This is a genomic window from Gordonia sp. 852002-10350_SCH5691597 (genome assembly GCF_001665715.1).
GTDB lineage: Bacteria > Actinomycetota > Actinomycetes > Mycobacteriales > Mycobacteriaceae > Gordonia > Gordonia sputi.
In genome coordinates, this window is record NZ_LZMO01000257.1 from 1 (window position 1) to 12,821 (window position 12,821).

The 12,821-nt window shown below is 64.2% G+C and carries 10 protein-coding genes and 1 pseudogene; 2 read left to right on the plus strand and 9 right to left on the minus strand.

Going from position 1 to position 12,821, the window contains the following annotated elements:
• Positions 1–103: 103 nt before the first annotated feature.
• The 6 genes from A5777_RS18795 to A5777_RS18820 form a co-directional block, all read right to left on the minus strand.
• On the minus strand, positions 104–823 hold the full coding sequence (locus A5777_RS18795) for an MspA family porin (protein ID WP_049697922.1): 720 nt from the start codon (positions 821–823) through the stop codon (positions 104–106).
• A 77-nt stretch (positions 824–900) separates the two neighbouring features.
• Positions 901–1,545, minus strand: a complete 645-nt coding sequence (locus A5777_RS18800) for an MspA family porin (protein WP_049697921.1) — start codon at positions 1,543–1,545, stop codon at positions 901–903.
• A gap of 695 nt (positions 1,546–2,240) precedes the next feature.
• On the minus strand, positions 2,241–2,894 hold the full coding sequence (locus tag A5777_RS18805; protein ID WP_049697920.1) for a MogA/MoaB family molybdenum cofactor biosynthesis protein: 654 nt from the start codon (positions 2,892–2,894) through the stop codon (positions 2,241–2,243).
• Positions 2,895–3,020: 126 nt separating this feature from the next.
• A complete protein-coding gene (locus A5777_RS18810) occupies positions 3,021–4,406 on the minus strand; it encodes a S1C family serine protease (RefSeq protein WP_064863839.1) in 1,386 nt (461 codons plus the stop codon).
• A gap of 173 nt (positions 4,407–4,579) precedes the next feature.
• A complete protein-coding gene (locus A5777_RS18815) occupies positions 4,580–6,037 on the minus strand; it encodes a sensor histidine kinase (protein ID WP_064863806.1) in 1,458 nt (485 codons plus the stop codon).
• Positions 6,038–6,069: 32 nt separating this feature from the next.
• Positions 6,070–6,756 (minus strand): response regulator transcription factor, encoded by a 687-nt coding sequence (locus tag A5777_RS18820; RefSeq protein WP_005207267.1) that lies wholly within the window; start codon positions 6,754–6,756, stop codon positions 6,070–6,072.
• Between the two features lie 171 nt (positions 6,757–6,927).
• Between A5777_RS18820 and dctA the strand changes: the two are divergent.
• Positions 6,928–8,344, plus strand: a pseudogene (dctA, locus tag A5777_RS18825) (C4-dicarboxylate transporter DctA).
• A gap of 94 nt (positions 8,345–8,438) precedes the next feature.
• Here dctA and A5777_RS18830 read toward each other — a convergent pair.
• Both A5777_RS18830 and A5777_RS18835 read right to left on the minus strand, forming a co-directional pair.
• Positions 8,439–10,034, minus strand: a complete 1,596-nt coding sequence (locus A5777_RS18830; protein WP_005207270.1) for a 4Fe-4S binding protein — start codon at positions 10,032–10,034, stop codon at positions 8,439–8,441.
• Complete coding sequence (locus A5777_RS18835) at positions 10,034–10,978, minus strand: AurF N-oxygenase family protein (protein ID WP_064863807.1); 945 nt, start codon at positions 10,976–10,978, stop codon at positions 10,034–10,036. Before A5777_RS18835 ends, A5777_RS18830 begins: the two co-directional genes overlap by 1 nt.
• Positions 10,979–11,225: 247 nt before the next feature.
• Between A5777_RS18835 and A5777_RS18840 the strand changes: the two genes are divergently transcribed.
• Positions 11,226–11,996, plus strand: coding sequence for an SDR family oxidoreductase (locus A5777_RS18840; RefSeq protein WP_064863808.1), 771 nt, complete (start codon positions 11,226–11,228; stop codon positions 11,994–11,996).
• Between the two features lie 40 nt (positions 11,997–12,036).
• On the opposite strand, the gene A5777_RS18845 is transcribed toward A5777_RS18840, so the two are convergent.
• Entirely contained in the window at positions 12,037–12,675 is a 639-nt protein-coding gene (locus A5777_RS18845) for a trimeric intracellular cation channel family protein (RefSeq protein WP_064863809.1), read from the minus strand.
• Between the last annotated feature and the right edge of the window lie 146 nt (positions 12,676–12,821).

The window sequence follows — 12,821 nt, forward strand, 5'->3', positions numbered from 1 at the left end:
TTCGGCGGAGCCGTTGCGGGTGGCGTCGACAACTACCTCGTCCTCCTTGTACCCGGCGTTCTGGTCCCCCCCGCGGTTGTGTTCTGTTGTGCGACAGGCGCGATCAGCCGAGGCTGAAGGGCTTACCCGTGTAGGTGACGATCCCCTTGACGGAGTCCGTCTTGACGGTCACCTGGACGATCGTCCGGGCTGACGCGTATCCCGCGCAGCCGTTCAGTACGAAGTGCTCCTGGCTGTAGGTGACTCCACCGGTGGAACCGGTGAAGGTCAGATTGCTGGCGGTGTAGTTGTCATCATCCTTGTTCGTCACGTCCGACGACTGGATGCTGTTTCCGAGGCTGTCACCGCTGATGAGCCAGTACTTGGTCACGCCGCCGGGCCCGAGGGTCACCGACCCGTTGCCACCAGCGGAGCGACTCCAGTCGGCGTCGGTCCCACCGATGGCATTCGGGTTGGCAGCCCCCGGCTTGAACCCGCCGCCGGCTCCGAGACCGCCGGACACGCCGAAGTCAACCTGGCATCCCAGCTCATAGCCGACCTTGATGGTGCCGCCCTTGGCCTTGCCGCCCACGTTGACGCTGACCGTTCCCGATCCCCAGGCTTCGCGGCTCAGCGCACTCTGGTTGACCGGACGCTGGACGCTGATGCTCTCGTTCGAAAGCGTGATGCTGACCGGAGTTCCGTCGACAAGCGTCTTGGTGACCTTGCCGCCGGGCAGTGGCCCAGCGTCAGCGTGTCCTGCACTGACACTGCTCAGACCCATCGCGGCGGCACCCGCGACGGCGGCGACAGCCGCCAGGCGGCGAGTGTTGCTCTTCTTCATGATTCCCCTTCGTGGAATGTCAATCTGCCTACGAGCAGATAAATCTCAGAGTGAGTTGTTGAATTACCTGCTGCGGCTTAACTGACGTTGAAAGGCTGGCCGTACAGAGTGGACTTCACCAAAGGTCCGTCGACGTTCAGCGTGCCGCCCTTGGCATCGAATCCCTTGGCCGCGTAGACGGAGACGTACGAGCGTGCCGACGCGTAGCCGCCGCACTTGTCGAGAATCACCTGGAGATCGGAAACCTGGAGCGATGCCACGCCCTTGTCCGAGATGCTCATGTCGGAGAGCGCGTAGTTCGCGATCTGGCCCGGCTTGATCGGCAGAGTGACGCTGCCGCTGCCGGTCAGTCCGCCACCAACGATGTCAAAAGTGCCACCAAGGTCGAGGCTGATGCCGGAGATGTCGACCTGGCAACCGATGATGTAGCCGACGTTTACCTGGCCGCCGACACCGGCAGCGGTCTTCACGGTGTAGGTGCCGGAAATCGCCAGCCCCCGCGACAGCGGGTTGTTGGCCACTGTTCCGACTCGAGTGAAGTACTCACCGTTGCGCCAGGTCTCAACAGTCGTACCGTCGCTCGCGACGGCCTTCTTGTACCCGGGCGCGAGCTTCTGCGCCTCGGCGTGTCCCGCCCCCATGCTGGTTGCGCCAATCACCGCGGCAGCGGCGACGGCGACCGCAGCAGCTCCGCGGCGCCCAAGCTTGCTGAACTTGCTCATTCGTTCCCTCTCACAGGATTCGGCTGTTATCCGAGGGAGACGAACTCGTTCCCTCGGGTTGACCTTGGCGGCTCGCGGGAATCATCGTCCACTCCGGTTAACACGGTGTTTCATCGTGCTCTCCGAGGCGTTAAAGTCCCTGCCCCCTCGTTCCACTGCTGCTGGCCGACGTTGATCGGACTGCAGGACCACGGCCCCGGCCTCCCGCAGGGGCCGAGTGTTGTCGCAGCGAACGTTATCCGAGCGATATCAAGACGGGCAACAGCAACGCTCAGCGCGATCTCAAGATTCTCTTACACGATTACACAGGGAGAATTCACGTCAGCGTCAGGAAAAGTGTTAACAAATGGAAAACACCCTGCGCCCGCTATGCCGGAAGCGACATTTCACTCGTAATGCGGCGGCCGCTGGGCCCGGTACCACTCCTGAGAATCGCCTATGTGACCTTCGTCACTCTCGTCCGACGTGGTCTCGGGGAGGTCGTCGCCGAAAACGTCATCGATCCTGCGACGATGCCTCGATTTCCGTCGTGAACCGTCCGGCGTCTCACGATTCGAGCCTTCTTGCGACATATCGACTATTCCGTCTCAGCGAGAGAATGGCATGCTTTCGAATTCTCCGTGAACACAATGTGAACCGAAGTTATGCACACGTGCGCATTTCCTGATATTTGCGCACTATTCGATTAGCCCGACTCAGAACTCGCTGATCGACTCGATTACGTGCTTCGCGAGGGGCGCAACGGTAGCCATTCCGTCGCGAACGGCCGCACGCGACTCGGCGATGTTGACCACGAGCGTCTGCCCCGAGATGCCCGCGAGCCCCCGCGACAGTCCACCGTCTGTCGCCCCCGCGGCGAGACCGGAGCTTCGGACCGCTTCTTCGATACCGCGAAGTCGGCGGTCGAGCAGCGGCTCGGTGGCCTCGGGAGCCACGTCGCGAGCACCGACACCGACGCCACCGACCGAAACAACAAGGTCGACGCCCCCGATGACCGCGGTGTTGAGCGCGTTGCGGATCTCGATCTCGTCGCCGGACACCGCAAGCGTCGCGTCGACGTGGAAGCCCGCCTCGTTGAGCAGCTCGCCGACCAGCGGGCCGAGCGAATCGGCAACCTCACCGTGCGCAATCTGGTCGTCGACGACCACAACCAGTGCTCTACCGATCTCGTCGCCCAAGGTCCCGGCCGCCTCACTGCTATGGCGGGCAACGAACTCGCGCGCGGCAGCGTCCGCGGCGACCACGTCGGCGGGATCGACCTCGGAGGCCTCCAGCGCGATCGGATCGATCACGCTCGACGCGTCGTCGGTAAGGGTTGAGCCTTGCGGACTGCGGCTGGATTCGATCATGCTCGCCTCTTTCTCGTTCTCGCCTGTTCTCGCCCCTTGATCATGGTCTCAGATCAGGGGCTTCGATGATCAGTCGGCGACAGATCGCTCGGGGGCAGATGCTCGAGCGGTCGGCCGCCGGCGCCGTCAATTGGTGGTGAGCGTTCCCAGCGTCACCGACGCTGTTCGGGTCTGTCCGTTCGCCACATAGGTGACCGTCACCTTCTCGCCGGGTGCGTGGGAGCGCACCGCGGCGACCAACGCGTCACCCGACGCGATGGTCCTGTCATCGAGCTTGGTGACGACCGCATCCTTGGGGATACCCGCCTGCGCAGCTGGGCCACCGGCCGTGACATCGGAGACCACAGCACCCGGCGTGCTCGCGGGACTGTTCGGGCGCACCGACACCCCGAGGCTGGCGTGCGTCGCCCTACCGTTGTTGTTTCGTAGTTCGTTGGCGACGCGGATGGCCTGGTCGATCGGGATCGCGAAGCCGAGCCCGATGCTGCCGCTCTGCTGCTGTTCGGACGCCCCGAGCGACGCAATCGCGGTGTTGATACCGATCAGGGCGCCCCTGGCGTTGACCAGAGCGCCACCCGAGTTGCCCGGATTGATCGCGGCGTCGGTCTGAATGGCGTCGATCACCGACGTCGTGCCGCCGTCGCGCGAGGTTGATACGGGACGGTTCAACGCGCTGATGATGCCCGTGGTGACGGTTCCCTGAAGCCCGAGGGGTGCGCCGATCGCGATGACCGACTGCCCGACTGCCAGGTTCTTCGACGTTCCGACATTGATGGGTAGCAGGTCGTTCTTCTCCACCTTGATCACCGCGATGTCGGAGATCGAGTCGGCGCCGATCAGTTTCGCCGCTGCGCGCGTGCCGTCTTGGAAGTTCACCTGGATCGCCGACGGCTTACCGCTGCCGGAGGAACCGGCGACCACGTGGTTGTTGGTCATGATGTATCCGTCTTCGGAGAGGATGACGCCCGAGCCCTCGCCCGCCTCCGACCCGCTGACAACGTCGATCGACACCACGGACGGGAGCGTCTTGGCGGCAACCTCCTGCACCGACCCCGCGGGCGCGGCAGCAACGCTTTCGCTGTTGGTGTTCGGATCGCCGCCAAGCGGCGCCGAACTGCTCGACGTCGAATCATCGTCGGAGACCTTTGCTCCGACGACGCCGCCGATGCCTCCTGCGACCAAACCGATCACGAGCGCTCCACCGATGAGTGCTGCGACGAGGCCGCCGCGCGACTTCTTGGGCGGCGTCGGCTCACCCGCGTCAGGTGCGTCGAATCCTGTCGGAGGCCCCGGAGGCCCGGGCGGCGTCGTCGAACCCGTTGCGCTCCACGCCTGGTTGGGCTGCTGGCCCGCAGGTGGTCCGTAATACTGCTGCGTCGGTGGTGCACCGAAGCCCTGCTGCCCGCCCGGACTCTGCTGAGAATCGCCGTGACCCGAGCCGTACGCGGGAAATCCACCGGTATGCGGGTCGTTTCCGTACGGATTTCCCCCGTGCGGGCCTCCACCTGTCATCGTCGTGCTTCTTTCCTCGCCTTGTTCGGACCGCGCCTTGGCAGACCGCGGACCCATCGACCGATCTTCGACGCCGGACCGCACTTCCCGTCCGGCGCTCACTTGTTGCTCAACACTATTGGACCGTCTGCTCGCGTAGGTAAGCGATAGGCCGGAAGTGTCGTCTCCCGAAACTATTGACGAATCACCTTCGGTGAAGGTTCCACCGGAGTCGGGCGACCGGGCAGAGTCATCGTGATCATCGCGCCACCGAGACTCGACTGATCAGCGCGGACGGTCCCACCCATCCGGTCGACGACCTGCCGCACAATCGCGAGGCCGAGTCCCGAACCTGGCATCGACCGCGACTGCGTCGACCGATAGAAGCGTTCGAACACCAACTCCCGATCCTCCGGCGGGATACCAGGACCCGCGTCGGAGACGGAGAACTCGGCTGTGCCGGTATCGAGCTGTCGCAGCGTCACGAGTACCGAACGCCCACGCGGACTCCACTTGGCTGCATTGTCGAGGACGTTGACCACCGCACGCGAGAGCCCGTGCTGCTCACCGAATACGAACCACGGCTCGAGATGCACCTCGAATTCGACGTCAACGCGGCGTCGACGTACTCGCTCGAGCGCTGTCTCGACGAGTTCGTCGAGGTCGACCTCCTCGAAGACCACCTCGGGGGTGTCCTCGCGCGCGAGGTCGACGAGATCGCCCACCAGAGTGGACAATTCCTCGATCTGCGCCACGATGTCGGAGCGGAGTTCGATCATGTCGGCCGCGGGCACCGCGGGCGCGCCGGGTTCGCTTGCGGCCATGAGCAATTCGAGATTCGTGCGCAAAGACGTGAGCGGAGTACGCAATTCGTGGCCCGCGTCGGCAACGAGTCGCGCCTGCTGGTCACGCGACTGAGCCAACGCCCGCAGCATGGTGTTGAAACTCTCGGTGAGACGCGCCAATTCGTCGTTTCCCGCCACCGGGATCGGGGTGAGGTCCTGCGTGCGCGCGACCCGTTCGGTAGCGCGAGTGAGGCGGGCGACAGGTCGAAGACCCGCACGCGCGACCGTCGTACCTGCGATTGCCGCGAGCGCGACGCCGCCACACCCCACGACGAAGAGGACCCACGCGAGTCGTTTGAGGACACGATCGGTGTGCAGCAGACTCTGCGCGAGGATGAGGGTGTTGCCGTCGTCGAGTTTGCGTGCGAGTACCCGTTGGTTGTTGACGGTCCGCAGACTCTGCAGGTTGTTCCCCGGATTCGACGGAGAGCGCGCGACTTTGCGTTCGACGTCCTCGAATGGCACCGACCCGACGAGGTAGGTTTGCCCGCTCGGTTTCACCAGCGCGAGAGAGATATTGGTGGAGAACACCGTTCCCGCGACCAACGCCTCGGGACGGTCGTTGAGTGTCCCCATCTTCGCGAGCGCGGTCATGCCGTCTGCGCGGGATTCGAGCTGGTTGTCGACCTCGTTGTACATCGCGCGGTACACCACGAAGTACGCGGCAGCGGCCATCAGGCCCACCGAGACCAGCACGACCGTCGCCGACAACAACGTGACGCGCAGGCGCAGCGAGACCAACCGGGTCAGGGGCATCGGGTCGCGCATTTCGCCCGACTTGCCCTCCGGACGCACCCGCAACCACATCCGTGCGAGGCGGAGTCGAAGCACAGACGGCACTACGGCGGCGTCTCACGTAGCACGTAGCCGACGCCGCGCACGGTGTGAATCAGCCTCGACTCGCCGTCGGCTTCGGTCTTGCGACGCAGGTATCCGACGTAGACCTCGAGCGCGTTGCCCGATGTCGGGAAGTCGTAGCCCCACACCTCTTCGAGGATGCGGCTGCGGGAGAGCACCCGACGGGGATTGGCCATCAGCATCTCCAGCAGCGCGAACTCGGTGCGGGTGAGGCTGATCTGGCGTTCGCCGCGCGAGACGTCGCGGGTCACCGGGTCGAGCGAGAGGTCGGCGAAGGTGAGCGCCTCCGAATCGGCGTCTTCCTCGGGTGCCGCGCGGCGCAGCAGTGCGCGCAGTCGCGCGAGCAGTTCTTCGAGAGCGAATGGCTTGGGCAGGTAATCATCGGCGCCGGCGTCGAGGCCGGAGACCCGCTCGGAGACGGTGTCGCGTGCGGTGAGCACCAGGATCGGCAGGTCGTCGCCGGTCGATCGGAGTCGGCGACACACCTCGAGACCGTCGAGCCGGGGCATCATCACATCGAGAATCGCCACGTCGGGCCGCTCGGCCACGATCTTCTCCAGCGCTTCGATGCCGTCACCCGCGGTGTCGACGGTGTATCCGTTGAACGTCAGCGAGCGGCGCAGCGACTCGCGGACCGCCCGGTCGTCGTCGACAACAAGAATGCGCATGTAGACAGTCTTATCGACTTCGACTGAGAACCCGCTGAGCAACGCGCCGATTACCGACAACTTCGTGACACTTCGCGGCCTTCGGCGGGTTGAGCATGCTTCGCAAACGTTTTTACCTGTCCGCAACCGCTCGCTCACGGAGCCGCACCCGAACGGTCGGACACTTGCGCGATGACAACAGACATCGCACTCGCGGAGGGCCCGGTCGAGTCGTCGAAAACACCGTGGTACCGATCGATGTTCATCTGGTTGCTGGTGGCGATCGTCGCGGGCATCGTCGTCGGGGCGGTGTGGCCGGACTTCGGCTCGGCCCTCAAACCGCTGGCAGACGGTTTCATCAAGCTGATCAAGATGTTGATCGCACCGATCATCTTCTGCACGGTGGTGCTCGGCATCGCCCAACGTCGGCGACATGAAGGCCGTCGGGCGGATCGGGGTCAAAGCACTCATCTACTTCGAGGTCGTCACCACGTTTGCCCTGATCTTCGGGCTCGTGATCGGCAACATCGTCAAACCCGGTGCCGGTTTCAACGTGAACCCCGAAACCCTGGCGACCGGAGCCGAAGCCGTCGCGAAGAAGACCAGCAACGGCGAACTCCCCCACACTGTCGAGTTCTTGATGAACATCATCCCGACGTCGGCGATCTCCGCCTTCGCCGAGAACGAGTTGCTGCAGGTGCTGTTCTTCGCGGTCCTCTTCGGACTCGCGCTTGCCAAGATCGGCGAGAAGGCGCCCATCGTGCTGGGGTTTGTCGATCAGTCCAGCCACGTCTTCTTCACCATGATCGGCTGGATCATGAAGCTGGCTCCGCTCGGAGCATTCGGCGCGATGGCGTACATCATCGGCCAGTACGGCATCTCGTCACTGGGCAGCTACGGCAAACTCATCGCGTGCTGCTACCTCGCAGCGGTGCTGTTCATCCTGGTTCTCGGGGTGATCGTCCGGGTCTTCGCGGGCGTCAACCTGTGGAAGTTCATCGTCTATATCAAAGACGAGCTGTTCGTCGCACTCGGCACCGCGTCGACGGAAGTGGTGCTGCCGCGCATCATGACCAAGCTGACCTACGCGGGGTGTTCGCGGTCCGTCACGGGACTCGTTGTCCCGACCGGCTATTCGTTCAACCTCGACGGCGCGACCCTGTACCTCTCGATCTGTGTGCTGTTCCTCTCACAGGCGATGGGCGTGCACCTCAGCCTCGGCGAGCAGTTGACCGCGATGCTGGTGCTGATGCTGACGTCGAAAGGCATGGCGGGAGTACCCGGTTCGTCGTTCCTGGCATTGTCAGCCACGATCTCGGCCATCGGTCACGGATCGATTCCCGTTGCGGCCGTTGCCCTTCTGCTCGGCGCCGACCGCATCATGGACTCGATGCGGGTGTCGGTGAACCTGATCGGCAACTGCGTCGCCACCTTCGTCGTCGCCGCATGGGAGGGCGAACTCGACAAGGAGAGAATGGCACTCGTGCTCGCCGGCCAACCTGTCCCCCCGCTCGAGGAAACCAACCCGATCACCGGCGAGAAGCAATTGCTCCCCGAGGAGGAAGGGCTCGGCCTGCACACCGTCGAAGCCGAAACCAAGCAGGACTGAACCGCGCCGAAACCAAGCAGGACTGAACCGCGCAGAACTGAGAGTTGCAGGGCTGCACGGTTTCAGCGCAGGAAACGTCGAATGTGCTCGGCTGCTACCGCTTACGCCAGCCCGCAGCGCCGACCATGTCGCCCACGCGGGTGAACTTCACTCGCGGACGGCCTTGTTCGGAGCCGCGTCGACGTTCGATCCGGTCGATTGCGCGCATACCGCGATAGCCGATGACGTGGCGAGTTCGCTTGCGTAGCAACGAGCTGAACTCGCCGGGCTGACGCGTGGTACGACTCAGCTTGCCGTCGACCGCGTCGCGGATGAAGTCCTCGACCGTCAACTGGGCGCACTTCTTGTTCGCCCCGATGCCGCCACTCGGACCGCGCTTGGCCCAGCCGAGCACGTACGAACCGGGAATGATCTCGCCCGAGTCGTCGAGCATCCGTCCGTCGACGTTCGGGAACAGTCCACGAGCGTCGTCGAAAGGAAGTCCCGCAATGGGAACCGAGCGGTATCCGATGCTGCGCACGGCGAGGTCGGCGTCGATCCGATGCGTCTGCCCGCCGGTAGTGACGGTGACGCCTTCGACGCGCTCGTCACCGAGTATCTCGTCGGGAGTGCTGTGGAACAGGAACACGATTCGTCGGTGGTCGGGGTCCGCAGGCCCGGTCAGGTCGGGAACTCCGGCGCCGTCGGCGTCGTCGACGACGAGCACCTCGACACCCGGAATCGTCGACAGCGCACGGTATTCGGCCGACGTGTAGGCCGCGTGCGCCTGATCTCGACGACCGAGCAGGACAACCTCGTGGACGTTCTGCTGCTCCAGGATGCCCAGTGCGCGGTCGGCAATGTCGGTGGTGGCCAACAGTTCCGGTGGCGACACGAGGATTCGCGCGACGTCGAGGGCCACGTTTCCGGTTCCGACGATCACGGCGCGTCCGCTCGCCGGATCGGCGTCGGTCGAGCGACGGATCGGCGGAGCAGCGTCGGCGCCGGGCACCGCGTTGTACCAGGCGACGAGTTCGGTCGCCGACGTCGAGCCAGGCAGGTCCTCACCCGAAATGCCAAGGCGTCGTGACTCACTCGCGCCGACCGCGTAGAACACGGCGTCGAAGTGCTCGGCGAGTTCGGCGGGCGTGATCTGACCCTCCGACTCGCCGACCTCGACATTGGTCGCCATCGTGACGCGCGGGTCGCGGTAGAGCAGATCGAATCCGCGCAGGACGCCCTTGGTGCCGGGATGGTCGGGGGCGACGCCCGCGCGAACCAGGCCGCCGGGCGTGGGCAATTTGTCGATAACGGTGACCGAAGCCTCGGTGCGGTCGAGCAGCGTACGCAGCGCGTAGCCGCCCGACGGTCCGGTGCCAACCAGCGCAACACGAAGTCCCGCAGGCAATTTCGGAATCTCGGGGTAGACAACGTCAGACCAGCCCGACTTCACGTCCGGGTTGTTCTTGTAGTAGTCGGCGTTGATCTCGATGAAGACCTTGTCCCTGGTGCCGAGGTTCTCGGCCGGGAAGATCGCGTCGACAGGGCACGCGTCTGCACATGCACCGCAGTCGATGCAGGCCTGCGGATCAATGTGCAGGATGTCGGAGGTGCCGAAACCGCGCTCCTCCGGCGTCGGATGAATGCAGTTGACCGGACACACGGATACACATGCTGCGTCGCTGCAGCAGGACTGAGTGATGACGAACATCAGAGCATGTGCACTTTCCGGTAGTAGTACGCGGCGGGCTTGGTCAGGAGGCCGACCTCGTCGAGGAACTCCATGAGGTGCGCACAGCTACCGCGGATCATCGAGTGGAAGTGCGAGTTGGTATTCATCTCTGCGACAGCACGATCGGCGTCGAGCCCGGCGTCGACGAAGGCCTGACGCTGCACGAGGCTCGACACGATGAAGTAGCCACCGAGCGCGACGTAGAGCGCGCTGAACTGACGGCGGAACCAGCCGACACCCTTCATCGAATCGCGGACCTCTTCACGCGCGAACTTCATGTGGCGCGACTCTTCGAGGACGTGAATCTCGTTGACGGTACGGATGAACGGAAGCACGCGCTCGTCGCGCATGCAGCCGCGCTGGAAGACGTCGAGGACCTCTTCGGCGACCAGGATGCCCGCGAACGCGACCTCGTCCTTGGCGGTGCGCTTGAACAGCTTGCCCGCGCGACCGACCCACTTGGTGGGCTTGTACGACGTGCCGACCATCTTCTCCGACGCCTTGGCGAACATGATCGAGTGACGGCACTCGTCGGCGATCTCCGTGAGCGCGAACTGGAACTCATTGCTGTGATAGGCGCCGAGGTACTGGTCGCGGATGACCATCTCCTGCAGGATCATCTCGAACCAGATTCCGATATTCATGATCGACGCGAACTCGTGACGCGTCACCGAGATCCGCTGTTCCTCGGTCATCTCGTCCCAGTAGTCCGTGCCGTAGAGCGACGACCACTCCGGGCTGCACCCGTACTTGGTCGGGTCCATCGGAAGACTCCAGTCGATCTCCGTCATGGCGTTGCGCGAGAGCCGCGCCGCCGACGCAAGGAGACGCTCGGACACGGCGTCGGCACCCTCGTCACGAATACTCACGACGTTGCCGACGACATCGTCGGTGGGTTCGGTGCGGTCCCTTGCAGCAGTCATGGTGCTCGACTTCCCATCTCCGCCTGCGGCGGAACTCGGCGACCTGGATTTCACTGGCACAGCAGTGAGGTGTTGTTGACCCTCAGTTTTGTATCAACGACTAATGTCATATCAACAGCTGATGTCATATCAACGCTTGTTGTCAAGATAGCACCCCGGTGTGACGTAGTAAACAACTCGGACATCTATACTGGCGAGTAAGTTGCGGAAGCGGAACGTCGTCGCAGTTCAGAAGGGCAGGAACCTCATGTCATCGATCTTCATCACCGGTGGGGCCGCGGGTATCGGCCTGGCCACGGCGGAGCGTTTCGCACGCGAGGGGTGGACCGTCGGCGTGTACGACGTCGACAACGACGCGCTCGACAAGGTGAAGGCGAACCACCCAGATTTCATCACCGGCAAGATCGACGTCCGCGACCCCAAGGAGTGGGACGACGCTCTGGCCGACTTCACAGCACACACCGGCGGAACCCTCGACGTCCTCGACAACAACGCAGGCGTGCTCACCGAGGGCAAGCTCGCCGACATCTCCCCCGACGCCGTGCGCCGCCAGATCGACATCGACGCACTCGGCGTGACGCTGGGGGCGCAGGCAGCACACAAATACCTCAAGAAGACACCGGGCTCGCACCTGGTGAACATCGCCTCGGCGTCGGCGATCTACGGGCAGCCGGGCATCGCCACCTACAGCGCCAGCAAGTTCTACGTCGCGGGACTCACCGAGGCACTCGAACTCGAGTGGGAACCCGACGGCATCCGCGTCGTGAGCATCTGGCCGCTGTGGGCCAAGACCGCGCTGGCGGCCAACGACGCCAAGTCGACCAAGACGCTGGGCGTGCGGATCACCCCCGAGCAGGTCGCCGACAAGATCTGGGAGTCGGTCCATCCCACCAAGAACGATCTGCGGCTGCACCGCACGAGCTACTCCGTCGGCACCCAGACGCTCGTGCTGGGCAACGCGGCGAAGTTCATCCCCAACTCGCTGAACCGACTGGTGAACAAGGTCATCGCTCAGTAGTCACCCCAGACCGGCGGTGAGAGGGGCGCGTCGCCGCCCGTCACCCTCGACGACGCCAGTTGTAGCCGACGCCGCGGGGCGCCATCGGCAGCCGCCAACCGAGGGCGAGCGCAACCAGGCGTAGCAGTGCGCCGACGATGAGTCCTGCGATGACCCAGACCTGCGACGGCAGGTCGGAGTACGTTCTGCCGATCGCGACCACCGCGGCGGCGACGATTGCGGGCACGGCGTAGAGATCAGCTGGTTGCAGGAGCAACGGGATCTCGTTGGCGAGCACGTCGCGCAGGACGCCACCGCCGATCGCCGCGAGCATCCCGATGAGGGTGGCGGCGAAGGCGTGCGCGTGATGGTCGATCGCGATACTCGCGCCGGTGGCGGCGAACAATCCCATGCCGATCGCGTCGAGGACAACGATGGTCCGACGCAGCAGCGCAAACGACGGATGAAAGATCACCGTCACCAGCGCGGCGATCAGTGCTGTGGTGACGGGGACCCAGTTGTCCAGCGCCGAGGGCGGGGTGATGCCGAGCAGAAGATCGCGCAATATGCCGCCACCGACTCCGGTGAGCACTGCGACCGTCGCGATCCCCCAGATGTCGAAGTCCTTTCGGATTCCGACCAACGCTCCCGACGCAGCGAACACCCCGATACCCGCGATGTTCAGGATCGCAAGCAGCATCGGCACCTCGCTTTCACGGAGGACATCTGCGCTTTTCGGGGGACATCTGCGCTTTTCGGAGGACATCTGCGCTTTCACGGTGTACTTCTGCACCGGCGGACGTTCACGGCGTAGTTCCGGAGGAGCGCTTTTCCAGGTGTACTTCC

Excerpts from the sequence above, each read along its gene's own strand:
- A5777_RS18795 (WP_049697922.1), bottom strand. The coding sequence starts at position 823 with ATGAAGAAGAGCAACACTCGCCGCCTGGCGGCTGTCGCCGCCGTCGCG.
- A5777_RS18800 (WP_049697921.1), bottom strand. The coding sequence starts at position 1,545 with ATGAGCAAGTTCAGCAAGCTTGGGCGCCGCGGAGCTGCTGCGGTCGCC.
- A5777_RS18805 (WP_049697920.1), bottom strand. The coding sequence starts at position 2,894 with ATGATCGAATCCAGCCGCAGTCCGCAAGGCTCAACCCTTACCGACGAC.
- A5777_RS18810 (WP_064863839.1), bottom strand. The coding sequence starts at position 4,406 with ATGACAGGTGGAGGCCCGCACGGGGGAAATCCGTACGGAAACGACCCG.
- A5777_RS18815 (WP_064863806.1), bottom strand. The coding sequence starts at position 6,037 with ATGTGGTTGCGGGTGCGTCCGGAGGGCAAGTCGGGCGAAATGCGCGAC.
- A5777_RS18820 (WP_005207267.1), bottom strand. The coding sequence starts at position 6,756 with ATGCGCATTCTTGTTGTCGACGACGACCGGGCGGTCCGCGAGTCGCTG.
- A5777_RS18830 (WP_005207270.1), bottom strand. The coding sequence starts at position 10,034 with ATGTTCGTCATCACTCAGTCCTGCTGCAGCGACGCAGCATGTGTATCC.
- A5777_RS18835 (WP_064863807.1), bottom strand. The coding sequence starts at position 10,978 with ATGACTGCTGCAAGGGACCGCACCGAACCCACCGACGATGTCGTCGGC.
- A5777_RS18840 (WP_064863808.1), top strand. The coding sequence starts at position 11,226 with ATGTCATCGATCTTCATCACCGGTGGGGCCGCGGGTATCGGCCTGGCC.
- A5777_RS18845 (WP_064863809.1), bottom strand. The coding sequence starts at position 12,675 with ATGCTGCTTGCGATCCTGAACATCGCGGGTATCGGGGTGTTCGCTGCG.